We start from the raw sequence: 23,716 nt of genomic DNA, 5'->3' as shown, positions 1-23,716 counted from the left end.
TGCATTATCTTTCAAACCATGCCGTTCCCTCTACGCCGGAGGGTTCTTCGCTGTTGTACCAAGTTCTTTACAGCTTCCATGGCCTTCGTCCAGTTTAGCGAGACTCGGCTCCCTCTTTTCCCCTTTGCAGGGCCTTTTTGACGACGCGGCAGGATTCACTTGATGTTGCGGCCTGGGTTGTTGCTCGCCCGGTCTCTGACCGGTACTTTTGTCGATGCGCTTTTACACACAGATTTCGCCATGCGCAAGCATCCTAGCTACAAGAGTGGCTTGGCCCCTCTCTTGGTTGGACTTGCACCAACTAGATAATGCGTGCCTCTGGGCACGCGCAAACGAAAAAAAGCCTGATTGCTCAGGCTTTCCGCTTACACCGCTCTTCCATTCACACCGGCTCGATATGCACCAGCACATCAGAAACCCGGTGCCGGCCTTTCAGCTGATCTTCGATCTCCTCCGTAATATCGTGGCTTTGTACAACGTTGAGACTGGATTTGACTAGTACCGTTGTATCAACCAGCACGTTGTTGCCGTGCACTCTCGCTTTAATGTCTTTGATCGACTCCACACCGGCAATTCCCGCCACCGTCTGCTTCATCAGCTCCAGCTGCCCTGCATCGAAGCCGTCAGTCAGGTCATGGGTAGCTTTGCGGAAGATGTCCCAGGCCGTTTTGCAGATTAGCAAGCCGACGATAACTGCAGTTACCGGATCGAGCCATGGCAGGCCGAATTGCGAACCGATGATTCCGATAAAAGCGCCCATGCTGACAAGCGCATCCGAACGGTTATCCTGAGCCACTGCCTGCATGGCATTACTGTTAAGCCTGCGGGCCAGCTTGATGTTATACAGATATACAACCATCATGACCACGGCACACGCGGCTGCGGTCCAGGCGGCAATCAGGTCAGGCGTCTCCAGCACCGGCTGGATGAACTTGTTCACGCCCTGGTACAGAACTTGAAACCCTACAGCAATCATGATGAAGGAAGCAATCAGTGCGGCAACCGTCTCCGCTCTGAAATGCCCGTAGCTGTGATTGGAATCCGGGGGTCTTCTCGAAATTTTGAGACCGATCAGAATGGCAATGGATGCTATAATATCGGTGCTGTTGTTAAGCCCGTCGGCAAGCAGCGCCTGTGAGCCCGAGAAGGTCCCGATCAGCAGTTTGACTGCAGATAACACTATGTATGCCAGCAGACTGAGCCAGGCCCCTTTTTCACTTTGTTTGATGTCGCTGTAGTTTTCCAAAACAAAAGAACCTCCAAAACAATTAGTATTGTTCCATACTACACGCTGTCATCCGGGTGGGTCTAGAGAAACAGTGTTGCCGGCCGGCGTAATAGTTAACCTTCCTAAATAGAGTTGGGTCCCCGGAATTGTGTTGCTGCCTGCAACAACCTTTGCATTAGTTCAACTTTTAACGATTAAACGGGCTTCCGGAACGATAATCAAGGCTGTACTGTAACTTTTCCAGCTTTACTGAGTCTATTACATATGTAAAAAACGGGACGTATTCTGTAAAAGAATACATCCCGCATTTGGCTATAGTATGGCGAAAATCTGGTTCTGCAGCTTATTCCGCAGTCGGTGTAAAGGAACGGGCGGCAAATTCCGCATCCAGCATGTAGAAGGCGTTGCTGTCCGTTTCAATCCGTTTGAGCTTGGCGATAATATTGCTGAACAGTGCTTCCTCCTCCACCTGCTCATCAATGAACCACTTCAGGAAATAGATGGTTGCATGCTCGCGCGCATCCAAGGCCAGATCAGCCAGATGGTAGAATTTCTTGGTATTCTGCTGCTCATGGGCATAGGCATGCTCAAAAGCATCCAGCATGGAGGTGTAGTTGTTGTTAGGCTCCGGCATTGCTGCCAGTGTGGCGCGGTAATCACGGTCATTGAGGAATTTGTAGATCTTCATGGCATGGAACCGTTCCTCCTCGGCCTGTACCAGGAAAAAGTTAGCGAAGCCGTCCAGGCTCTCACCGGAACAATATGCAGCCATTGCCAGATAGACATGAGCGGAATAAAACTCAAAATTCATCTGTTCATTAAGTGTCTTCATCAAATCTTCCTGCATGAACACGTCACCTCATCCTTTTAAAATGAATGGCTTGTTAAACCTATGTACTGCTTATTCCCATACATCTTATCATCCCTGGATGTGAATCTGCAAACGAAAGGAAGGCCCATTATATGATCAATATCGGCCGATACACCTCGATAATTACAGCTGTAACCTTGATGCTGCTAACCGGCTGCAGTACGGGTAACAGCGCAGCGGACGGCCCTCCGCCGTCACAAACGCCAGCCGCTTCTTCCTCACCCGCAACGGCTGCCGGCGGCGGATCCGTTCCTGCAAAGTCCCCTTCGCCGCAGCCTGCAGCTCCTGAAACCTCTGTAGCACCGGCAGCAGCTCCTTCCATTTCTCCGTCCGCAGGATCTGACAGCAGCCATGACATTCTTGCAGCGAGGATTGCCGGAATGACGCTGGAGCAAAAAATCGGACAGATGCTGCTGGCCGGTATTGACGGTACCAAGCTGGACAGTGAAGCCAAGCGGATGATTGCGGAGGACGAGATCGGCGGAATCATCCTTTATAAAGACAATATCAGCAGTCTTAAAAGCATGGTATCCCTGATCAACGCACTGAAGCAGAGCAACAGCGGAAACAAAGTGCCGCTCTTTATGAGCGTCGATCAGGAAGGCGGCAAGGTAAGCCGGATGCCTGAAGAATATGCTGCTATTCCCGCAAACAGCAAGGTCGGAATAATTAACCAGAAGAAAAGTGCCGCGGAGATGGGCAGGCTGCTGGCAAGGGAAGTCCTGTCAGCCGGCTTTAATATGAATTTTGCCCCTGTGCTGGACATCAACAGCAATCCGGATAATCCGGTAATCGGTGAGCGTTCCTTCGGGAATAACGCTGAGCTTGTCTCCCGGCTTGGCATTGCCGAGATGAATGGTATCGCTTCAGAAGGCGCCATTCCGGTGATTAAGCATTTTCCCGGCCATGGCGATACCTCTGTAGACTCTCACCTTGAGCTGCCCGTCGTGAACAAAAGCGCAGCAGGGCTTGCGAAGCTGGAATGGCTGCCGTTTCAGGCCGCGGTCAAGGAAGGTGCGGATACCGTAATGGTAGCCCATATTCTTTATCCGCAGCTTGATCCTGACAAGCCAGCCTCCCTGTCTGCTAAGATTATAGGCGGGCTGCTCCGGGAGCAGATGGGCTTCGGCGGGGTTGTCATTACAGACGATCTGACAATGGGCGCTATCACGGATCATTATACGCTGCCTGCAGCGGCCGTAGATACTGTCCTCGCCGGCAGCGACATTCTTCTGATTGCCCACGAATATTCCAATGAACGGAAGGTAAGGGCCGCACTGCTGGAGAGTGTCCGCAGCGGAGTGATCCCGGAATCACGGATCGACGAAAGCGTGTACCGTATACTGGCACTCAAAGAAAAATATAAGCTGACAGATAAGCCGGTTGCCGTCCCCGATCTGACAGAATTGAACAGCGATATAAAGGCATGGCGCAAGACTCTGGCAAAGTAAGACAGACAAATGATCAGCAGATAAAAAGGGAGCTCCGGCATCAACAGCCGCAGCTCCCTCTTGTATTGGAATCTATTGCAGAACGACCGTATCCCCGGCCTTCAGCCCGCTCAGAACCTCTGTTTTATCTGAAGTCTCCAGTCCGATCTTAATCTCCTTCCGTTCATAAACCCCGTTACCCTTATCCAGCATGACAAAGGTCTGGTCGCCTTCATGCATCACAGCCATGCTGGAGACCACTACCGCATTCTCCCGGCGCGAGGTCTCGATATCCCCGCTCAGGCTTAACCCGCCGATCAGATGCTCGTCTGGCTGCAGCGAAATGACCACATCAAATTGCGGAACCTGGCCGGCCGAATTCTGTCCGGTCGTGTTGGTCGCAAACTTGGAGACCTCCGTCACTTCTCCGCTGAGAATCAGATCCTTCATAGCCGTCATTTTCACATTAACTTTCATCCCCTGCTTGATCTTGAAAATGTCCTGCTCCCCGACTGAAGCAATGAACTCCAGCTTGTTCAGATCGACAATTTTGCCGATATACTGGTTGTCTGTCACTGTCTGCGGCCGTTCAGTGCTGCTGTCATACAGGAAAATCCCTGTAGCCGGCGCATGATATACAGCGGTGTTCAGTTTAGCCTTCTTATCCTTGAGCTCCTGCTGCTGGATTTCGGCGTTGACCTGATTCAGCTCCTCGTTCAGCCGGGCAGCCTCTTCGGCAGCCAATGCCTTGAGGCGTTCTGCCTCCGTACCGATCGGAGCTGCACTCTCATCCTCCTGCTGGCTGACAAAAGCGTTAAGCTCCGCCTCGAGCTCCGCCTTGCGGATCGCCGCCTCCGTCTGGGCAATCTCGTTCTTGAGCGTAGACTGGTCAAGGGTAAACAGCACATCGCCCTTCTTGACCTGCCCGCCGTTCTCCACCTTCCAACCGGTTACCTTGGAGGCAAACGGTGCATAGACCAGCGTCTCCTCCTGGTACTGGGATTTCCCCTTGACCTGAACCGAGCTGGTCACGGTTTCCTCGGTTACCGGGAAGCTGATCACCTGCGGCGGCTCCATCACCATTTCCGGTTCCTCGGCCTTAAACATTTTACCGTACAGCATATATCCAGCGCCTATAATGATTGCTGCGATAATAAGCCATTTCAGGCTCCGCTTGATTATTCTTTTCATTGTGGGCTTCCTTTCAGCTTGAAATACATTAACTATAATGCTAACCGCTAATCCCGTTTAATCGCTGTAAGCGCGTCGGTTCTGGATGCACTGATTGCCGGGTAAATCCCTGACAGCACCCCCGTCATAATGGCAAAGGCCAGTCCCACCGGAATGGTCGTTAACGGGATAAAGAAGTTCAGGCTGTCACCTGCTGTACCAACCAGCTTATTAAGCCCCATGATAATCAGATACGAGAAAAGCACACCCAGCAGTCCCCCGAGAAGTCCGAGCAAAGCCGCTTCCGTAATGAACATGTTGCGGATTTGCCCCATGTTGGCGCCCAGCACCTTCATTATGCCGATCTGCCGTCTGCGCTGATGCGTGGACATCGTCATGGCTACAATAATGGAGATAGATGCGATCACCAGGATGAATACCCCGATGCCGAGCGCAGCCATTTTTATCATATCGAACTGCTCCTTGAGCATCTCCTGCTGATACAGATTATCCATGGCGTTCAGATTCAGCTTCTGGATCATGGCTTCCACTGATTTGATGTTGTCTGTGCTGTCCACCTTTACCGTGACGGTTTTGTAGCTGTTTTCCTCTACATTCGGAGACATGCCGTTATTAATGCCGAAAGACAATTGCTCGGTCAGCATAGCAGCCGTTTCAAGCGAAACGTACATGATTTTTTCATATGAGGCCCGCAGGTCATCCGTTCCTTCTGCCGTAGCCAGAATACCGCCCACCTGGAGCGCCGAGCTGAGCTTGACTTTACCCTCCGCGGTTGAATAATCCGTTGCCTGAAGCTGCACCTGCTGCCTGTACATCTCTGAAGGAAGCACAGACAAGCTGTTGTACTGGTTCATGAGGTCCGAATTAAACGGGTCTGCCCCCATCTGCTCATACAGCTTTTGACGGGTCTCGTTGTCAATCAGACCGAGTGTCGCCCCGTAATTGAGTACCACCATACCCGGAAGATCGGTAACACCGCCCTGCTTGAATTTAAAGCCGAACTCCTTAAGCGTCCGCAGGTCTGTTGCTTTTACTTGAACATCGGCAATTTTATTATCAACCGTCAGCATCTGCATATATCCGGCGTCTTCAAAAGGTGCAGCCGCCACAACATGATTCAGGCTCTTAATAATCTCCAGCTTCTGGGCCGTGAGCTTACCGGGGTCGAGGTTTTCATTGTTCTGCGCAGCACCTCCGCTGCCGCCGCCCTGGGATGGAATACCACCGCCTGGAGTAACGGTGATTTCATCCATTTTGAAATTGCGGTTCACTTCGTCTGTTACATAAGTCTGGGCGGACTGGCCGATGCTGAGGGCGACAATAATGGCCGCACAGCCGATGGAGATTCCTGTCATGCACAGGCCGGTAACCACCTTGCGCCGTTTGACCTGATCCCAGGCCATCCGTGATATATCCCTGATCTTCATCCCGTACCTCCTTCTGCGGACTTCGCATCTGCTGCTGCAGGAGGATTGTTGATCAGATAACCGTCACGCAGGGAGAAGGTGCGCTGCATCTGCTCTGCAACCTCCAGTTCATGTGTGACAACAATAAAAGTTGTCTTCAGAGTCTGGTTCAGCTTCAGCAGAATGGCAATAATCTCTTCCTCTGTCCGGGTATCCAGATTACCGGTCGGCTCATCCGCGAAGATAACGGAGGGCTCGGTAATCAGCGAACGGGCAATACTGACCCGCTGCTGCTGACCGCCTGAGAGCTGGGACGGGAACAAATCCGCTTTGTCCGGGATGCCGACCTGCTCCAGCAGCGCCAGCGCTTTTTGCTTGCGCACCGAGGGGGATACAGACTGGAACACGAGCGGCAGCTCAACATTTTCACGCACCGTAAGGCTTGTAATCAGCTCATAAGCCTGAAAGATAAACCCGATGTGCTTGCGGCGGAACTCTGCCAGCTTGTTCTCGCCCATCTGGACGATATCATGGCCGGCAATGTAGATATGGCCTTCCGTCGGCTTCATCAGCCCCGCCATCAGGTTCAGCATGGTGGATTTACCCGAACCGGAGCTGCCGAGCAGCGCGACCATCTCCCCTTTGTTGACTGTAAAATTAATGTCGTGCAGAACCGTTGTCCATTCATTGCCGGTTTTGAACGAATGCTTGATATTTTCAACTCGCAACATGGAAGCTGCTCCTTTGTGGAATTAGAATAGACCGTTATTTCTCTGTCTCTTTCTCTTCATCTGAGGGCTTTGGCAGCGGTTCAAACCGCATGGTGAAGAGCTGGCTGCCCAGCTCCTGCCGCTCGCCCTGGAACTCATCGTAGACGGTCAGTTTGTAGGAGCCGCCGGTCAATTGCTTATATTGATTGCGGGTAAAGGACACGGAATAGGTATGGTTATTCCCTTCGATCAGCTCTGTACCTACTGCCAGCACTTTGTCCTGGATTTGGCCGAACGGATCGGTAATCCGCAGCACCAGCTTATGTTCGGACTCCCCTGCATCATAGCTGTTGTCCCGTGTCAGGTTATAGGTGATGTTCAGATTAACCGTATCGCTGGCTTCCACATGGCGTCCATCGGAGGTAAGCACATTTAATGTATATGGATAAAGGACAATGTTTTGCAGATTGGCTGCCGGAACAACCGCCTTTGGAGTAAGCGGAAGCGAAGCTACATTGATAAAGCCGGTCGGCTGTTCTCCGCTCTCACTGAGCTTGCTGCCTGTCACACCTGCCCCCAGATATGCCGCCACCTCTGTTGTTGCAACTGTTTTGGGCAGCTTGGCCCACAGTGTGATCAGCTGCTTGCCGCCCGGTGTCGCCAGGTTGTCTGACTGGTTCACCTTGGCTTCGTAGAATTGTCCGTCCGCTGTTTTGAAGTACGCCTGCAGGCGGGCCATCTTGCTCTGCCGTTTCTCGGCGCTGCTCATCAGAACCTCGGTGTAGAGGATGTTGAAATTGCTGCCTTCATAGACTGTCGTTTTGTTTTCCTGAACGGCGGCATTTTTGCCTTTGCCGGTAATCACATAGCTGTCTCCGCGTTTAAGCTGGTTCACACTGCTGATGAAGCTGGTTGTGCTGAAGTCCAGGAACGGAATACTCTCGGTTTCCGATTTGACAGACAGATTAACACGCACATTGTTGAACTCATCCGTATACGGAATTTTGGTCAGCAGGGAAATGTCCGTATACTGGCCCGGTGCAAGCACCGCCGCATCCTTATCCATCAGCAGGTCGGTTGTTGCCGCCAGATTGTCGGTATCCAGCTTCAGGGCGCCTTTGAGCTCGGGGATGGTAAGATTAACGGACTGGTTATTGGTAATTCTCACTTTGGCCAGGACAATATCATCATCCCTCCATGGGTAACGCTGCAGCGACTGCAGGCTGTAGGAGAATGTACCGTACTGGTTCGTAGTTCCGTACTCCTGACCGCTGCGCACATCGGCCCGGAGGGTATACGGAATTGTAAAATAGGCAACCGGAAAAACAAGCTTTGCAGACGTATCGCCGGCCGCCTCACCTGCTCCCGGGCCTCCCGCATCTGTACCGGCAGAGGTTGTAACGGCCTCTATCATCTGCAGCTGCAGTGAGGACTGCTCCACCTGAAGCGGAATTTCTGCATTCAGCGGAACGACCTTGGTCTCAAGCGGCTTCAGGGTAAGACCGCTCAGGCCCTTGGCATTAACGGGGAACGCTGTACCCTTGGCCGATTTGACAGACAATTCGTAAGCAGGCAGGGTCACCGCCTTGTTGCCGGTATTTTTGAGCTGCAGCTGGAAGGACCAGATTGCCTTGTCATCCTCTGCATAGACAGCGGCTCCGGTTAGCTTTGTATCTACAGTATTGCTGTTAACGACCATCTTTTTGACAGCACCGCTTGCCACTACAAGATCCGGAGTGGTTGCGGCCGGCAGTTTGAAGGAAGCTTTGGCCAGCTCAAGCTTAAGGGTTTCATCCTTCTGGGTGAACTGCAGCTTCATATTCGCCGTATTCAGGTAAGCAGGGATTTCGGTCAGATAAAAAATAGTCCGTTTCTCCTGCGGCTGTATCTTATAGCCGGTCTGGGAGCTGCTCAAGGCAAGCTCAAAGGAGGTTCCGCTTGCGGTAACCAGATATGCCGAGTAGCCCGTATCACCCAGTACTTTGCTGCCTTTATTGGTAATGCTGATGCCAACCTTGGCGTATACTTTGCCGCCGTACTTATAAAGCTGCAGGGAGTCGGCGCTTGCCGAGACCGGGATGTCGTTCATCCTGCTATTGATGCTTTTGCCCAAGCCCGCTGTTGTGGAATAAGCTGCCGGAATAGCGAAGGAACCGGTATGCTTCAGGTATCCCTTGCTTTTGGTGTCCCACACATACATAGCAATCTTGACACCTGAGAGGGATTTGGTTTGGCCGATATTTACATAGTATGTAATACTCATGCTGTTCTTGGCAGCGATCTTTTTCTTCGTCGCATCTGCGGTTACCGGATTGCCGGGAATAATGGAACCGCCCGGTGTGACGACTCTTGAAAAGTAACGCTGCAGATTCACAGTCGAGCTGGTGTTATTGGTAATCTTCAATGTATAGGTCAATATATTACCGCCGGACTGTGTCCAAATATTTACATCCTCAAGTGCTGCGGTTACTCCCGCCGACATTGTAACCGGACTTATCTTGACTGCGGCTGAGGCTGCGGCTGACGGCTGCGTGCCCGCAGCCTGAACTGCAGGCACCGCCAGGCTTCCTGCCAGCTGGGCAACGGTCAAGGTGCCCAATAGCAGGGCAACCGATCTTTTTCTGAACTGTCTCATTGATTTCCTCCCAGAAATATTTGCTAGAATTATTATAGTTGCTAACACACAGGGATTTGTATCCAATTTGTAACTCTTCCCGTCACGTTGTAACCTTTTCTGCGCAAATATGCCATTAAACAGCGCGGCCAGTGCTGTTTAATGAACATGGTTTGTTAACATTCCCCTTCTCTCCTGCCAAATTTATGAACGGAAAGAACGGCGGTATTGGCTGGGAGGCAGTCCTTCTGCTTCTTTGAATACCTTGATAAAATAGCTGGACTGCTGGAAGCCGCTCTGGAGCGCGATTCGCTCAACCGGAAATTCCGTAGAGACCAGCAGCAGCTTGGCTCTGGCCAGCCGGCATTCGCTCAAATAGCGGTTAGGCGTCTTCCCCATGGTGGAGCGGAACAGCCGCAGAAAATGATAGCTGCTGTATCCAGCAAGCCGCGACATGCTTTCCAGCGTCCATGGCCGCTCACATTCATTATGGATAATATCAGCTGTGCGGCGGATCGAATGGCGGATTTCCAGCGGAACCGATCCGTGCAGAGGCTCGGAGTTCTGCAGCAGGGTGACAAGAATTTCATACAGCACAGCTGACAAGCAGGGCTCGTTCTGTGTCTCGTAGGCGTTACTTAAGAGGTACATCTCTTCAAACCTATTTTCAAGTCCGGCATTCAGGTCGAATGTGAAAAAGTATCCCTGCGACTGGTCAGCTTCCTCCAATAATGGCAGGGAAAGCGAGGTGCTGAAATGGACCCAGCGTACCTCCCATGGCTGAACGGGATCTGAGCCATACTGCTGATAAGCACCTCTGGGATAGAGAAAACCTCTGCCCATGCCCATCGGTATCCTTATACCATTCTGAAACACATACCCCGAACCGCCAAAAACCAGATGCAGATTGTAGCTGTTCAGCATCCCTTCGCTCCTGCGCTCCGCATGCTGCGGGAAATCGCTGTAATGCCCGATAAATTCCGGATAACAGACATAATGGGCATAAGCCGGAGCCGGAAGCACCCGTTGTTTCATCATTGCCTTTCTCCTTTTCCCTTTGGATGTTCAGCACGCAATATAATCATATAATAGCAAGATTATGTTATATAAGACAGCTCAGTGCTGCTATTACAATAGATTTATAGATTGTTTAAAGCATCTTTTTACATTTGGAGGTTATGATGAAGAAACCTGTGGCTGACCAGAAGTTCGAGCTTGGTGTTTGTTATTATCCGGAGCACTGGCCGGAGGAAATGTGGGATGACGATTACCGCCGCATGGTAGAGACAGGCTTTACCATTGTCCGGATGGGCGAGTTTGCCTGGTCCATTTTTGAACCGGAGGAAGGCCGCTTTCAGTTCGGGCTGTTCGACAGAGCCATTGATCTGGCGCATAGCCATGGACTCAAGGTGATCCTTGGAACACCAACGGCTACACCTCCTGCCTGGCTGACAGAAAAATATCCTGAAGTGCTTAACGTAACTCAAGAAGGCGTAACCCTGCAGCATGGCATGCGCCGGCATTATAATTACAGCAGTCCGAAGTACCGTGAGCTGTGTGCCCGGATCGTGACTCAAATGGCCGAGCGTTACAGCAGCCACCCCGGTGTCGCCGGCTGGCAGATTGACAATGAACTGAATTGTGAGATTAACGTATTCTACTCTGAAAGCGATCACACTGCTTTCCGGGAATGGCTGCAGCAGAAATATGGCACGCTGGATAAGCTGAACGAAGCCTGGGGTGCGGTTTTCTGGAACCAGAGCTATACCAGCTGGTCCCAGGTTTTCCTGCCGCGCCCTACCCCGGTTCCCGGGCAGCCCAACCCGCATCAGGCGCTGGACGAGAAGCGTTTTATCTCCGACAATGCTATTTCGTTTGCCAAAGTACAGGCTGACATCCTCCGGGAAAAGGCCCCTGGGCAATGGGTGACAACTAACGGCTTGTTCGGTCATCTCGACAGCCATGAGCTGAACGATGAAATGCTCGACTTCTTCAGCTATGATTCCTATCCGCAGTTCTCCAGCATCTCTAATGATCAGAATGAGCGGAATCCGCTAGCTGACCGCAGCTGGAGCTTATCGTTATCGGTAGTGCGTTCGATCAGCCCTAACTATTGCATCATGGAGCAACAGTCCGGACCTGGAGGCTGGGTTAACCGGATGGATATGCCATCCCCTAAACCCGGGCAGATGCGTCTTTGGACATACCAGTCCATTGCCCACGGCGCCGATATGGTACTCTACTTTCGCTGGAGAACAGCTACCATGGGCAACGAGATTTACTGGCACGGCATCAATGACTATCATAATCTGCCGAACCGCAGAGTTCGGGAAGCAGCGGAGATCGGGAAGGAGCTTGGCGCGGCGGGCAAGAGCATTATCGGCACAACAGCCAAGGCATCCATCGCCATCGTGCGCGATTACGATAATGAGTGGGACGGCGAATACGACATCTGGCACGGGCCGTTCATGTGGCAGAGCAACAAAGAGTGGTTCAAGGCGCTTCAACATAAGCACATTCCTACAGACATACTGTATTTACGAAGCAAGACAACCGCTGAGGAATTGTCCCGCTATCAGGTGCTGGTCTATCCGCATCCCGCGATCATGACTGATGAAACGGCAGCTCTGCTGGATGAGTACGTACAGCAGGGCGGCAGGCTGATCTTCGGCTGCCGGACCGGTTATAAAGATTCCCGGGGCCAATGCTATATGCGTGCTTTCCCGGGAGCAGCCAAAGAGCTGTGCGGAATTACCGTTGAAGAATTCACTATGGTCAAAGGCAGACGCCTTCCGACAACCATTAAGTGGGCCCATGGAAGTGATGAGCTGACCGGCGCAGATTCCTTCAATGATATTCTGCATGTGGAAGCCGATACGGTAGAGGTGATGGGTACCTATGCCAGCGATTATTATGCCGGCAAGCCTGCGGTTACACGGAACAAACGCGGCCGCGGCGAGGTATGGTATTACGGGGCTGTATTCAATGAGGAAGCAGCTGTTAGAATTATAGACAGCCTGGAGCTTGCCTCTCCTGCTGCCGGATGGCTGGAGCTGCCGGCCGAGGTGGAGCTGCAGGTCCGCAGCAGCGAGTCAGCCAGCCTGACCTTCCTGCTCAACTATAACGAGCTGCCTGTGGAAATTCTGCTCAAGGAGGCCCGTACAGATTTACTGACCGGCCGAACGCTGGAAGGTAAGTTCATTATGGACGGATTTGGCGTCCTGGTGCTGCAATAAACGCCATGTATCCCTGAATAGCACTTCCCATCCTTGAGCTGTCACGCAAATATAATAAAAGGTCCCGTCCGCATGAACCTATGCGGCGGGACCTTTTTACACTTATAGTTGAATAGCTAATGAAGATTTCCCTTGCCAATGAGCGCAATTTATTAGATATTAAGATAATGCGTTTTAACTGCAATGCGTTAAATAAAGACAGGCTGAAAGGAGGACGTTCTCATGAAAACCGATACTGTACAGGCGGAACTTGCTGCTGCACCAGACGACAACGAAGAAAGCTTCCTCCAGGGAGTCAAGGATTGTATCCCTACTCTGCTGGGTTATCTGAGCATCGGCTTTGCCGCCGGTGTTGTCGAGAAAACAGCTGGACTCTCTCTGGCCGAGATCGCCCTAATATCTATTATTCTGTACGCCGGGTCCGCCCAGTTTATTGCTGCCGGAATGATTGCTGCCGGAAGCACGGCAACCAGCATTATTATTACAATCCTGCTGGTCAATCTCCGGCATCTGCTTCTCAGTGCAGCCCTCTCGCCGTACTTCCGCCATCTGACACCGCTGCGCAATCTGCTGATCGGCACACTGCTGACCGATGAAACCTTTGGGGTCGCCATTCAGAGAAGTGCACGCAAGAAGGCAATCAGTGAGAAATGGATGCACGGCCTGAATATTACCGCTTATCTTAACTGGATCATTGCCAATCTGGCCGGTGCGGTGCTTGGGCAATGGATTTCGAGTCCGGAGGAATGGGGTCTGGACTTTGCCCTTCCGGCCATGTTCATCGGACTGCTGGTGCTTACGCTTATCAGCAGAAGCCGGTATGCCCTTGATATTACGGTCGGCCTCATTGCCATGATTATTGCAGTAGGCCTGTCCATCCTCTGGTCCCCCAGTATCGGGGTCATTGCCGCAGCGGTGATAGCCTCAACGATAGGAGCTGTGTTGGAAAAATGGAAGTAAGACCCGATATATTCCTGATTATACTGGGAGCAGCGCTGGTTACATTTATTCCCCGCGTGCTCCCGCTGATACTGCTCAGCCGGATAACCATCCCCGCATGGGGAATGCGCTGGCTGAATTACATGCCGATCGCCGTCATGTCCGCACTGGTCGCCCAGGAGCTGTTTATCGACGGCGGGCAGTTCTCGGCTCTGAACACGAATGTGGAGCTGATCGCCGCCCTGCCGGCTTTCTGGGTTGCCATCAAAACTCGCAGCCTGCTGGGCACCGTCCTCACCGGTGTATTGGCGCTGATGCTGCTCAGGCTGCTGTTCTGATCCCGATTCAATCAAAAGACCTCAGCCCCGGAAGTGCTCTATGCCGCTCCGGGGCTATTAGAGCTTCAGCTGCTTTTTGAGCTGGTCCAGCTGCCCGGGCTCCTTGCCGGAAGCCGAAGCCGGAGACTGTCCGTATCTGGCCTCATTATACAATTGCAGCAGTTCTGCAGCCTGTGCTTCACTACCGCTGCGCTCCCCCTTACGGGCCTGCTGCCGGTCCACGGACCATTCCGCCACATCCGCTCCCGTCTCCCGGGGCGTCAGATGGCTCTTGATCTTGTAGCCTTCGGCCGCTCTCGCATTCAGCCAGTGGCGGTAGAGCCAGCGTACACGCTCACTGCTGCCGTCCATAGCCTCCCAGCGGTCGCTCCTCCCTCCCGGCTTCAGCCGGTTTTTTACAAACCTCCGGAGGCTTTCCATCGTCTGCTCCCAGGCAAAAACGCTCTCCTCTTCATCCTTATATCCGTTCTGTTCCTGACTGTTCTCCCTTCGCAGAACTGACAGGATAGAATCAACTACGCGGCGGAAGATGCCGCTGCTGTTTCTGTAAAGCCAGCGTACACCGAAATAGAGCACTGCTAGAGCAATGACCGCTGCTAGCCCATAAAAAATCACATCAAGAATCGTAGACAACAGTCCCGGCTCTTTCATTTCGGTCTGCAGAAATTCCTGGGATGCTGGCATGTCCTGCCGACTAATGGCTACGTCTTCTGATCTGGAGAAAAGCCTGGAAAGTAAACCAAAGAGCAGGTAGAACGCACCCACTATCAGTGTTGCAAAGGCCTTGACCGCACCTGATGCTAGTAAGGCTGCTGCGGCAACAAACAGCACCAGATGCAGCCGGTTATACCGCTTCATACCGAAAGGCAGCCGTTCAGCTCCTGCTGTGAAGGAATTGTAGCGCATAAAGCTTAGGTTGGTATTCAGCAGAGCAAGGATAAGGCACCCGCAGCCGCACCAGGTCAGCAGAGTCAGGGTATACTGAAGCTCGGGAACCCGTGCATAAATAATGCCCGCTGCAAAATACACTATTAGACCAATGGAATAAGTCTTAATTCCAAGCCCGCGGTCTGCCGCATTCATTCCCAGATAGGCGAACAAGGCACAGACTAGCATGATCGGTAAGGCATTAAACCCTGCTCCCCCCAGAATGAATCCGGCCGCAGCCCCAATCGGCAGTGAAGCAAGAATCTGCATCCACCTGCGGTTGACCCTATGCCGTAATAATACCCCTGACAGGGACAATACAGGCAGAATCAAATACCACGGAAAGGGAGCCTGCACCGGGTGCAAATAAACCTCAAGGAGAATCCATAGCGGGAGAAACAGCAAACCCTCAATTAGACACGCCATCCACAACCCAAGAGTAAATTTCAGCCGCTTGCCGAATCCGCTGCTCATGCACTGTCCCTCCCTTCTGCGGGAATATCCAGCCAGGCCACACCATTGCCAAGCAGCCGCAATTCCTCTGCCGCATGCACAAGCTCGGCTCCGCGGTGGCAGCTGATAATCAGGTAATCCTTATCAGACGGGCTGTTCTCGGCTTCAAGCTCCAGGAGCCGCGACATTGGCAGGGTGCGGTCCAGCTGCAGGCGTGCAAGCAGGCCAAGCACCTCCAGCAGGCTTCCCGCATTGGCGGCATTCACGGCATCCGGTTCACCGTCTAGTCTTCCATTAGACATTAATCCGGTTTCAAGGCCGTGTCCGTCTGCATACTCTGCCACTGTTGCCGCATAACGGATGCCCAGCTCAATCCGCTCCGTATCTGTAATATTGCGCCACATGTTATCACTGTTCTCCACGTTCAGGCAAATGATCAGCCTGACATCGGCAGTGTGATCCTTTTGATGCACCTGCATCACTCCGGTCCGGGCGGTGGCTTTCCAGTTCATGGCGCCGAGCGAGTCGCCCGGCCTGTATTCCCGGGTGCCTGCGGTCAGGAACGGGTCCTCCACAATCCAGCGTTTGACCGGAAGCTCTCCAAGCCAGCTGTGGACAGGCAGCGGCAGCTCGTAGATATCCATCATCAGCGGATAGACCAGCAGCTCCAGCTGCAGCGGGAACTGTTTGCTGTTCCGGCTCATTCCGAACAGATCACCGGTCGTCATCGTTACCGATTCCAGGCGGAACAGGCCCCGCTGGGTACAGCGGATCTGATGCCGGCGCCTGATGTGCCGGTATGACCGCAGATAGAACAGGCTGATATGGTTCTGGTAAATCTCGCCGCTGCTGACACCAAGATTGTCCTGGCTGCCGAACTCAAGCCCCCGGGCAATGCTGGATTCCAGCCTCAGCCAGGGGAGCGGCAGCAGCTTGCGGTTGACAATCTCCTCTACCATCTCTATCTGCTCACCCTGATAGACGGCAGAAGCGGAAAAATAACGGGAATAACTGAGTTTTTTTAGCGCATTACGCTGGTAAATCAGAGAGACAATCACCAGCAGCGAAAGTGTGCTGATAATAAACCAGGGAAGGGACATGGGCTACGCTCCCCTTCCGCCTCTTGCCGCCGGGACAGGTTCGGCCGGAACCTCCACTTCGCGCAGGATTTGCTGAACCGTCTCAGCAGCCTGACCCTCCCGCGCCCCCGGGCCGCGCTGAAGCACCAGCCGGTGTGCCAGCACCGGCCCGGCTACTGCCTTGATATCATCAGGGAGGACATAATCCCTGCCTTTAATCAGGGCGTAGCCCTGAGACGCGCGCAGAAGCGCGAAGCCTGCACGCGGGCTGGCACCGAGCTTGACGGACGGCGCCTTGCGGGTCGCTTCCACAATCTGCATCAGATAGGCCAGCAGATCGTCGCTGATATTCACTGCTGCCGCCAGGCGCTGTGCCTCCTGAATCTGCCGGGCATCCGCAACTGCGGCCGTGTCCTCCAGCGGATTATTCAGTCGGAAACGCTGCAGAATCCGTACTCCTTCCTCAAAAGCCGGATATCCCGTCGTTATCCGCAGCAGGAACCGGTCCAGCTGGGCTTCCGGGAGCGGGAACGTTCCCTGGCTGTCAACCGGATTCTGTGTTGCAATGACCAGAAAAGGCGCCTCCAGCCCATGGGTCACACCGTCGATGGTAATCTGGCGCTCCTCCATGCATTCCAGCAGGCTGGACTGCGTCCGCGGAGTAGCACGGTTGATCTCGTCCGCCAGCAGAATGCTGGCAAATACCGGACCCGGCCGGAATTCAAACTCTCCCGTTTTCTGATTATAGTAGTTGATGCCGCTCAAATCGGAGGGCAATAAATCCGGAGTGAACTGGATCCGTTTGAACGGACAGTCCAGGGAACGGGCCAGAGTCTTGGCCAGCAGGGTTTTCCCCGTACCGGGCACATCCTCCAGCAGCACGTGGCCGTTGGCCAGCAGCGCTGTCAGCAGCAGGTCTACTCCGGCCTCTTTTCCGACTATAACCTTTGAGAGATTGTTACGGATTGAGCTTATGAGCTCGCCAGCCTCTTGAATATTCATGAAGCATTCCACCATCCTATCGTCTGTAAGGTATGTACTAAAGCTTAATCATACCAGAAAGCGCATCCAATTTATAATAAATAAGTCGCAGCATTCAGCTTGCAGGCTTATTTACCTTGGATTTAAAGAAGGCTGCCACAGAGTAATAGACGGGAATGCATTCCACAGCCAGCCAGACTGCCACCGCATTGTATGAGCTGAAGTCATAATAGTATCTGGTGATACTGATAGAATACAGAAAGGCGATGAGAACCGAACACAGGGTGAGGCACGGAACCATCAGCTTCTTCCCCTTCTGTCTCGTCAGATACAAGGCGCATTTGCTGGCCACATAAATCAGAAATGAGCTGTGAATGAACATGGAAGCGGACCAGATGCCAATCAGAATGGGGTCCAGATTTCCCAGAATATCATCATGCGACGAACTGCGCACCATATCCAGGTAAGGATATTGCAGATCTTTTCCCAGATGCGGCCCGAAATTCATCATGGTGAGCGCCCACCCGGCCAGTACCAGTACGGTCAGAACCAGCTCGGCGAGCAGAACCTTTTTCAGCATATTCGTATTGATTTTAAGCTCCGGCGCGACAAACAGGAACACGACCCACTCCGCAAACCATGTGCTGACTGCAAAGGAACCCTTAATGGTGTTCCCCGGGTCAAAGTGGTGGATAAACGCAGGAAGCATCTGAAAATTGGCATGGGGTAAAAACAGGTACAACGAAAAGCATGTGGTGACGATCAGCAGCAGAAAAACACCGTCCGCCATATACACAATCGTAGTTAATCCCTTGGCGGCTGTATATGCAATGACTGTGCCGATTACCAGCTGGATAAAGAGCGGAGGTGTGCCGCGCATATAATTCGATCCGAAGAACAGCACAAAATTTTCAATATCATAAGAAGCATAGTAAACACACCAGCCTAGCAGCAAAAATACCAGAATACGATGCATCCACTTGCCCATATACTGTTCCCCGAATTGAATCCAGGGCTGCCCGGGCTTCAGCTTCCCTACATGAATCATAAAAAACAGAAGAACGACCGATAATGCACTGCCAATCAAAACCGTTGTCCAGCCCTGATATCCTGATTTTGAAACAATAATGGGTATGAGAAAAATGGAGGTTTGGGAGTTGAAATAGACCAAGCTGAAACGGAACATCTGCCAGTTAGTAGTACGCATAGGTCCTCCTTTGCCCGATCCTTTATTTGCTTGCCCCAAAATCTACAATGCGTATATCAGTCGTCACGACAATCTTCGCCCGATCAGCATAATAATCACTCCAGTGTTCCTTTAGCTTCTTCCATTCCCTTGGATGGTTCCATTCGAGCAACATTCCAAGCTGCAGGACATCTGCTCCTGCCTTCTGAGTATGCTCTATCGCTTTCCGCACTTCTGAAGTAATCCGCTCCTCCAGCTTGCGCCGGATCAGACTGCTGTGATCCACTGCCTCGTCTGTATTATTGTCATCAAAAAGAGTGATGCTCGCTTTACCCTTCAACCTGATGTGGAAAACAGGCCCGTCAGCTGTCATCCGTACCTTCCTCGATACAGTGTCACTATAGAAAAGCGCGCTCGCCTTTCCTTTACTCTCCTGCTCGTTCCAGATTACAGTGTACATGGGAAGAGCTACATTCCCGGACAGGTTACCGGAGGCCCAGGAAAGCGCCCTGCTCTGATCGCTGTTTAACGTTCCTGCCATTTTCATGCCGTTGAAGAGCATCACCCCCTGTACACCTGCCCATTTCACCGGCTCGCCCTGGTCCTTCTCCTCCGGCTTCTCGCCAAACGAAAGGAAGTTCATGGCATATCCCATATTGTTGGACTCGGCCAGCAGACAATCCCGTATAGTTGTGGCGTATGTCAGGTTCAGCTCTGAAAAGTTTCTCAGCACCTGATCCGGCAGCTGCTCAAAGATTGCGGACAATCCGGCTGTCTCCTTGGCCTTGCCCGGAGCCGCCATGATATAAGCCCCCATTGGAATCTCCGGCTGCCGCTTGCACCATTCCAGCAGCTCATGAATACCGTTAGCCGCATAATCTTTGCCGATAACAATCGCTTTTATGTGCGAAATTTCCAGCCGGCGGGACAGATCCTTTTGGATCAGAATAATGGCATCCGTAATCGAGTGGGCCGTTTTGGTTACAGTCGAATAGTTTTTTCCCTGGGCAGTTCCGGGTAGTGTACCGGATGCCAGCCGGTTTGGCAGCGGTGTGCTGATGGACAATTCAACCGTGCCGGGCTCCGCTCCGGCATCCACATACATGCCGAATATAAACGTCAGCTCATCCAGCTCAAGCTTGGACCAGCAGCCGGTCAAGCCAAACATCAGCAGCAGAGCAACTCCAAGCCTGAGCAGCTTCATTTCGGTCTCTGCCTCCTGTCATTTTTACTGGCTGTAAAGGAGGTGCTCCGCTTGGTCATGAACGGATTAGGTACACGCAGCAGGGTATCCTTCCAGTCCTCCAGAATCAGCGGTGCTAACGGCTGAAGGTACGGTGTTCCAAACGATTTTAAATGAGCCAGATGCCCGTAAATGATAAAAACAGCAACGATAACCCCCAGCAGTCCCATCGTGCCTCCAAGGACCAGCAGCACAAATCGCAGCAGCCTGAAAGTAAGCCCCAGCTCCATATGCGGAATAATGTAAGAGGCGATCCCGGTTATCGAGACGACAATGACCATCGGGGCAGATACAATTCCTGCCTGCACAGCTGCCTGACCGATGACAATACCTCCGATAATGGAAACAGTCTGTCCGACAGGCTTTGGAATCCGGGTGCCGGCTTCTCTTAACGCCTCAAAGGTCAGCTCCATAATGAGGGCTTCCGTAAGGGCAGAGAAGGGGATGTTCTCGCGTGCGGCGGCAATTGTCAGAAGCAGGTCTGACGGGATAATCTGCGAATGAAAAGTAGTAACCGCGACGTAAAAGGCCGGAAGCACCATGGAAATCAGCGAAAAGATAAAGCGGACCAGCCTGATCCAGCTTCCTGCGTAAAAGCTTTGATAATAGTCCTCAGACGACTGCAGAAGCGTTAATAAGGTTACAGGGGTCAGCAGTGCGGAGGGTGTACCGTCCTGTAAAATTCCGACCCTGCCCTCCATCAGCGAGGCAGCCACCGAGTCGGGACGCTCGGTATATTGGAATACCGGAAACGGCGAGAATTTGCCCTGCTTCACATGCTCTGCGATGTAGCTGATGCCAAGTGCGCCGTCCATATTCAGATTGACCAGAACCTCCTCTATTTCTGCGAGGATTTCCGGCTTGTAGAGGCCCTCAATATAGACCACATACACATCGGTCTTTGTGTATTTTCCGATAGAAAAATGCTTGGTCTTCAGGTCGGCATGCTTGATCTTGTGGCGCAGCAGTGACAGATTGGTGGCCACATCCTCAATGAATGCCTCCTGGGGACCGATAACAACCAGCTCATTCTGAGATTCGGAGACCGCTCTTTTCTGATAGTGGGTGATCTCGAAGTAGTACAGAAACGGCAGCCCTTCGATGCAGAGCACCGCATTGCCGCTGACAACCAGCTCCACGGCCCTGTCTATCTCATATACCTTGATATAGGGAATGGCAAAGGCTGATCCGTGATCCAGACGCTTTAGAAAGCCGGACCAGTCCGGCTCTCCATTGGCCTCGGACTTCAGCGGTGATGCGACGAATTCCTGCAGGCTGAGGGTATCCACGATAGACGGGATATAGATCAGCATGCAGGGGTGCCCGTGAATGTTAATAGACTGGTATACAGCATCACTGCAGCCTTGCAGCTGCTCCTGTATGGCATCCAGAACGCTTTCCGCCATTTCTTCCCGCCTCCTCCGGATAAATGGTGAATCTGACTTAGTTTGCCTGAATATAAGGCTTTAATTCCTGCAGGAGCTTCTGCAGTCTGGCCGAGCTGTCCCCGTACATCTGCTTCGCCTCCTGATTGCTGGTGGACAGGCTGAACAGCTCCAGATCCGCTTCGCATTTTTTGAGGAGGGCATAGAGCTGGGGCTTGTCCTGGGGCTGCGGCACCTGCACCTTGTCGGCATACAGATCAACCGTCAGCTCCCCGTAGGAATCCACCTGCCCGAGAAAAACATTCTCCACCGTAAGACCCTGTTTTTCCAGCTCCCCCTTCAGCCAGCTGCGCGACAGGTTCAGCGTATCCAGAGGTTCATCCAGTATTTTGCCGTCCATGATGACAGCCTGCGTTTCCTTTTCTGGTGCCACCTTGATCCCCAGATCCTTGGGTGTCAGCGGCTGATTTTCCTTTTTGAGCAGAACATTGACGGCACCGTCCGACTCCATGATGGCAAACTCAACATTGGCCACCGTAAAAACATCCTTTTTGCGCAGCTCCTCCAGCAGCTCATCCGTGGTCAGCTTTTCTTTACGCAGGGTATCCTCCATAATCTTGCCGTCCTTGATCAGAACGCTTGATTTGAAATCAATGAAATCACGGGCCTTCTTACTCTTAATCTGCAGATATTCAATTCCCAGAGAGAAGGCCACCCACACAATCAGCGCAATTATCCCTAGATGCCATGTCTTATCCGTATCCAGTGAAATATAGGCAGCCACACTCCCAATAGTAATTCCTGTTATATATTCAAAAAAAGAAAGCTGTGAAACCTGTCTTTTGCCAAGCAGCTTGGTCAAAAAGAACAAGACCACAACAGCAAATATGGTTCGTACAATGACCTCTAGCCATTCCGGCATGCTGATCCCCCCTGTAACTTGTTTATGCATATGTCCTATTCATTATTTGTCAAAAGAGGGGAGAATTACTCGCGGTCCATCGAACTTTTGATGCTGTATAACCATATTCATCCATTCAACTGCTTGAATTTACCAGCATTACCTTCAGCTTTACAGTCAATACTAGATGATAGTCAGATGTTATTTATGAATGTGGAGGGAAACAAGTTATGACTGTTGCTTCGCAAGTGAAAACCTGCCTGTCTTCGTTAAAAAGCGCCCAGGCCAGCCTTGAGCAGTTCGCACTGGAAACCCAGAATGAGGAAGCCAAAACCCTGTTTACCAGTGCAGCTGAACAGACCCAGCAGATCGTTACGCAGGTTGAAGGCCGTGTAGCCCAGCTGGAGAAGGAAGAACCGCAGTACAGAGGATTCTAACCTTTTTCCGGTACCAAAAAAGACCGTCCCTCTGCAGCTTCTGCAGAGGGACGGTCTCTTTATTATTTCATTTTCGCCTAGATTCCGGCTTCCTGCCGCAGCACCTGGCCGGAAAGGTTCAACAAGCTGGCGATTTCCAGCTTGCGGCCGGTTCTGGCACTCTCCAGGGCACCGAAGACCATAGCCATACTGTAGATATTGTCGCGGCAGTCCGTTTCAGCCGGGCGCTGCTCACTGAGCGACAGGAACATTTCGCGGAGGCAGCCGTGATGGAAGGTTTCTTCCATCGGTACCTGAGCTCCTTCGAGCCGCTCGTATTCACGCAGAAACTGTTCATTGTTTGCATGGTCCCGGATCACCTCGGCATAAGGCATTCCCGTACCATCCCACAGGATTGCGCCCTGCTCACCCTGTACACGCCACGATGCTTCCCAGGAAGTAGGCGCACCTTCCGCACACCACGAGCCCTGGTAGCAGAATACGGAGCCGTCCGACATCTCAAAGATGCAGACAGCCGCTGCATTGCCTGCATACCATGAGCCTGGAGGGTTAAACTCCTGGCAGTACACGGTAACCGGGTCTGCTCCGCTGATGAACCGTGCCTGATCAAAGGTATGAATCGCCATATCCAGCAGCAGCGGGCTGTCCATGGCATCCCGGAAGCCGCCGAAATGCGGCGCCAGGAAAAAGCTTGCACCCACGTAGCCGATCCGTCCGATCGTCCCGGCTTCAACCAGCCCTCTGAGAGAACGGATACGCGGGTCATAGCGGCGGTTCTGCATAACCGCGTGTGAGCGGCCGGTCCGTCCGGCAACCGCTACAATCTCGCTGCACTGCTCCAGCGATTCCGCCAGAGGCTTCTCACTGAACACGTCGCAGCCCAGCTCAAGCGCTGCAGTAGCAATATGATAATGGCTGGATGGAATAGTCACATCAAATACCAGATTCGCCCCGGTCTCCTTGATTGCCTGCTTAATATCCGTAAACGCAGCCGTGTTAAGGCCGTGCTTGACGGCCATTGCTTCAGCCGCCTCCAGCCGGATATCGACCAGAGCTACGATTTCTGTATCCGGCCGCTTTAAGGCATAGCTGATCCATTCATTAGACATGGCTCCGCAGCCGGCCACAGCCACCCGATATTGTGCTGTCATGTTAAGCCTC

At 52.5% G+C, this 23,716-nt stretch carries 20 protein-coding genes; 5 read left to right on the top strand and 15 right to left on the bottom strand.

From position 1 onward, the window contains the following. Nucleotides 1-382: 382 nt before the first annotated feature. Nucleotides 383-1,246, bottom strand: a complete 864-nt coding sequence (locus BLR64_RS16670; RefSeq protein WP_090715832.1) for a cation diffusion facilitator family transporter — start codon at nt 1,244-1,246, stop codon at nt 383-385. A gap of 325 nt (nt 1,247-1,571) precedes the next feature. Continuing rightward, entirely contained in the window at nt 1,572-2,075 is a 504-nt protein-coding gene (locus BLR64_RS16665) for a ferritin (RefSeq protein WP_090715851.1), read from the bottom strand. Between the two features lie 116 nt (nt 2,076-2,191). Here BLR64_RS16665 and nagZ point away from each other — a divergent pair, with 116 nt between their 5' ends. Next, the gene (gene nagZ / locus BLR64_RS16660) at nt 2,192-3,550 is read left to right on the top strand and encodes a beta-N-acetylhexosaminidase (RefSeq protein ID WP_090715831.1); all 1,359 of its coding nucleotides are present in this window, start codon (nt 2,192-2,194) and stop codon (nt 3,548-3,550) included. A 72-nt stretch (nt 3,551-3,622) separates the two neighbouring features. Here the strand turns inward: nagZ and BLR64_RS16655 are convergent, their stop codons facing one another. From BLR64_RS16655 to BLR64_RS16635, 5 genes are all read right to left on the bottom strand, one after another. Then, complete coding sequence (locus tag BLR64_RS16655) at nt 3,623-4,720, bottom strand: efflux RND transporter periplasmic adaptor subunit (protein WP_090715829.1); 1,098 nt, start codon at nt 4,718-4,720, stop codon at nt 3,623-3,625. A 47-nt stretch (nt 4,721-4,767) separates the two neighbouring features. Next, the gene (locus BLR64_RS16650; RefSeq protein WP_090715826.1) at nt 4,768-6,147 is read right to left on the bottom strand and encodes an ABC transporter permease; all 1,380 of its coding nucleotides are present in this window, start codon (nt 6,145-6,147) and stop codon (nt 4,768-4,770) included. Continuing rightward, nucleotides 6,144-6,857 (bottom strand): ABC transporter ATP-binding protein, encoded by a 714-nt coding sequence (locus BLR64_RS16645; RefSeq protein ID WP_090715825.1) that lies wholly within the window; start codon nt 6,855-6,857, stop codon nt 6,144-6,146. Before BLR64_RS16645 ends, BLR64_RS16650 begins: the two co-directional genes overlap by 4 nt. Nucleotides 6,858-6,891: 34 nt before the next feature. Next, complete coding sequence (locus tag BLR64_RS16640) at nt 6,892-9,471, bottom strand: hypothetical protein (RefSeq protein ID WP_090715823.1); 2,580 nt, start codon at nt 9,469-9,471, stop codon at nt 6,892-6,894. 183 nt (nt 9,472-9,654) lie between these two features. Beyond that, a complete protein-coding gene (locus BLR64_RS16635; protein WP_090715822.1) occupies nt 9,655-10,488 on the bottom strand; it encodes a helix-turn-helix transcriptional regulator in 834 nt (277 codons plus the stop codon). Nucleotides 10,489-10,631: 143 nt separating this feature from the next. Here BLR64_RS16635 and BLR64_RS16630 point away from each other — a divergent pair, with 143 nt between their 5' ends. From BLR64_RS16630 to BLR64_RS16620, 3 genes are all read left to right on the top strand, one after another. Beyond that, a complete protein-coding gene (locus tag BLR64_RS16630) occupies nt 10,632-12,686 on the top strand; it encodes a beta-galactosidase (protein ID WP_090715820.1) in 2,055 nt (684 codons plus the stop codon). Between the two features lie 222 nt (nt 12,687-12,908). After that, nucleotides 12,909-13,646, top strand: a complete 738-nt coding sequence (locus BLR64_RS16625) for an AzlC family ABC transporter permease (RefSeq protein ID WP_090715819.1) — start codon at nt 12,909-12,911, stop codon at nt 13,644-13,646. After that, a complete protein-coding gene (locus BLR64_RS16620; RefSeq protein WP_090715817.1) occupies nt 13,637-13,963 on the top strand; it encodes an AzlD domain-containing protein in 327 nt (108 codons plus the stop codon). Before BLR64_RS16625 ends, BLR64_RS16620 begins: the two co-directional genes overlap by 10 nt. Nucleotides 13,964-14,020: 57 nt before the next feature. Here the strand turns inward: BLR64_RS16620 and BLR64_RS16615 are convergent, their stop codons facing one another. From BLR64_RS16615 to BLR64_RS16585, 7 genes are all read right to left on the bottom strand, one after another. Further along, nucleotides 14,021-15,364 (bottom strand): DUF4129 domain-containing protein, encoded by a 1,344-nt coding sequence (locus BLR64_RS16615; protein WP_090715815.1) that lies wholly within the window; start codon nt 15,362-15,364, stop codon nt 14,021-14,023. Beyond that, the gene (locus BLR64_RS16610) at nt 15,361-16,443 is read right to left on the bottom strand and encodes a DUF58 domain-containing protein (RefSeq protein ID WP_090715814.1); all 1,083 of its coding nucleotides are present in this window, start codon (nt 16,441-16,443) and stop codon (nt 15,361-15,363) included. The genes BLR64_RS16615 and BLR64_RS16610 overlap by 4 nt, the downstream gene beginning before the upstream one ends. A gap of 3 nt (nt 16,444-16,446) precedes the next feature. After that, on the bottom strand, nt 16,447-17,424 hold the full coding sequence (locus BLR64_RS16605) for an AAA family ATPase (protein ID WP_090715812.1): 978 nt from the start codon (nt 17,422-17,424) through the stop codon (nt 16,447-16,449). Between the two features lie 94 nt (nt 17,425-17,518). Beyond that, a complete protein-coding gene (locus tag BLR64_RS16600; protein WP_090715810.1) occupies nt 17,519-18,610 on the bottom strand; it encodes a GerAB/ArcD/ProY family transporter in 1,092 nt (363 codons plus the stop codon). Between the two features lie 22 nt (nt 18,611-18,632). Then, a complete protein-coding gene (locus tag BLR64_RS16595; protein ID WP_090715809.1) occupies nt 18,633-19,793 on the bottom strand; it encodes a Ger(x)C family spore germination protein in 1,161 nt (386 codons plus the stop codon). Further along, nucleotides 19,790-21,238, bottom strand: a complete 1,449-nt coding sequence (locus BLR64_RS16590) for a spore germination protein (RefSeq protein WP_090715807.1) — start codon at nt 21,236-21,238, stop codon at nt 19,790-19,792. The genes BLR64_RS16595 and BLR64_RS16590 overlap by 4 nt, the downstream gene beginning before the upstream one ends. Nucleotides 21,239-21,275: 37 nt before the next feature. Beyond that, nucleotides 21,276-22,139 (bottom strand): DUF421 domain-containing protein, encoded by an 864-nt coding sequence (locus BLR64_RS16585; RefSeq protein ID WP_090715806.1) that lies wholly within the window; start codon nt 22,137-22,139, stop codon nt 21,276-21,278. Between the two features lie 209 nt (nt 22,140-22,348). Between BLR64_RS16585 and BLR64_RS16580 the strand changes: the two genes are divergently transcribed. Beyond that, nucleotides 22,349-22,555 carry a DUF1657 domain-containing protein gene (locus tag BLR64_RS16580; protein ID WP_090715804.1) on the top strand — a complete coding sequence of 69 codons (207 nt, stop codon included), beginning with the start codon at nt 22,349-22,351 and terminating at the stop codon, nt 22,553-22,555. 77 nt (nt 22,556-22,632) lie between these two features. On the opposite strand, the gene BLR64_RS16575 is transcribed toward BLR64_RS16580, so the two are convergent. Continuing rightward, complete coding sequence (locus BLR64_RS16575; protein WP_090715803.1) at nt 22,633-23,706, bottom strand: Gfo/Idh/MocA family protein; 1,074 nt, start codon at nt 23,704-23,706, stop codon at nt 22,633-22,635. Between the last annotated feature and the right edge of the window lie 10 nt (nt 23,707-23,716).

This window comes from Paenibacillus typhae (assembly GCF_900099765.1).
Classification (GTDB): Bacteria; Bacillota; Bacilli; order Paenibacillales; family Paenibacillaceae; genus Paenibacillus_AQ; species Paenibacillus_AQ typhae.
This window is presented reverse-complemented; position numbering and strand designations above follow the sequence as displayed.

Bases quoted from the DNA above. Each gene is read 5' to 3' on its own strand.
- BLR64_RS16655 (WP_090715829.1), bottom strand. From the start codon at position 4,720: ATGAAAAGAATAATCAAGCGGAGCCTGAAATGGCTTATTATCGCAGCA.
- BLR64_RS16615 (WP_090715815.1), bottom strand. From the start codon at position 15,364: ATGAGCAGCGGATTCGGCAAGCGGCTGAAATTTACTCTTGGGTTGTGG.
- nagZ (WP_090715831.1), top strand. From the start codon at position 2,192: ATGATCAATATCGGCCGATACACCTCGATAATTACAGCTGTAACCTTG.
- BLR64_RS16640 (WP_090715823.1), bottom strand. From the start codon at position 9,471: ATGAGACAGTTCAGAAAAAGATCGGTTGCCCTGCTATTGGGCACCTTG.
- BLR64_RS16585 (WP_090715806.1), bottom strand. From the start codon at position 22,139: ATGCCGGAATGGCTAGAGGTCATTGTACGAACCATATTTGCTGTTGTG.
- BLR64_RS16575 (WP_090715803.1), bottom strand. From the start codon at position 23,706: ATGACAGCACAATATCGGGTGGCTGTGGCCGGCTGCGGAGCCATGTCT.
- BLR64_RS16605 (WP_090715812.1), bottom strand. From the start codon at position 17,424: ATGAATATTCAAGAGGCTGGCGAGCTCATAAGCTCAATCCGTAACAAT.
- BLR64_RS16645 (WP_090715825.1), bottom strand. From the start codon at position 6,857: ATGTTGCGAGTTGAAAATATCAAGCATTCGTTCAAAACCGGCAATGAA.
- BLR64_RS16595 (WP_090715809.1), bottom strand. From the start codon at position 19,793: ATGAAGCTGCTCAGGCTTGGAGTTGCTCTGCTGCTGATGTTTGGCTTG.
- BLR64_RS16625 (WP_090715819.1), top strand. From the start codon at position 12,909: ATGAAAACCGATACTGTACAGGCGGAACTTGCTGCTGCACCAGACGAC.
- BLR64_RS16630 (WP_090715820.1), top strand. From the start codon at position 10,632: ATGAAGAAACCTGTGGCTGACCAGAAGTTCGAGCTTGGTGTTTGTTAT.
- BLR64_RS16620 (WP_090715817.1), top strand. From the start codon at position 13,637: ATGGAAGTAAGACCCGATATATTCCTGATTATACTGGGAGCAGCGCTG.
- BLR64_RS16600 (WP_090715810.1), bottom strand. From the start codon at position 18,610: ATGCGTACTACTAACTGGCAGATGTTCCGTTTCAGCTTGGTCTATTTC.
- BLR64_RS16650 (WP_090715826.1), bottom strand. From the start codon at position 6,147: ATGAAGATCAGGGATATATCACGGATGGCCTGGGATCAGGTCAAACGG.
- BLR64_RS16665 (WP_090715851.1), bottom strand. From the start codon at position 2,075: ATGCAGGAAGATTTGATGAAGACACTTAATGAACAGATGAATTTTGAG.
- BLR64_RS16590 (WP_090715807.1), bottom strand. From the start codon at position 21,238: ATGGCGGAAAGCGTTCTGGATGCCATACAGGAGCAGCTGCAAGGCTGC.
- BLR64_RS16610 (WP_090715814.1), bottom strand. From the start codon at position 16,443: ATGTCCCTTCCCTGGTTTATTATCAGCACACTTTCGCTGCTGGTGATT.
- BLR64_RS16580 (WP_090715804.1), top strand. From the start codon at position 22,349: ATGACTGTTGCTTCGCAAGTGAAAACCTGCCTGTCTTCGTTAAAAAGC.
- BLR64_RS16635 (WP_090715822.1), bottom strand. From the start codon at position 10,488: ATGATGAAACAACGGGTGCTTCCGGCTCCGGCTTATGCCCATTATGTC.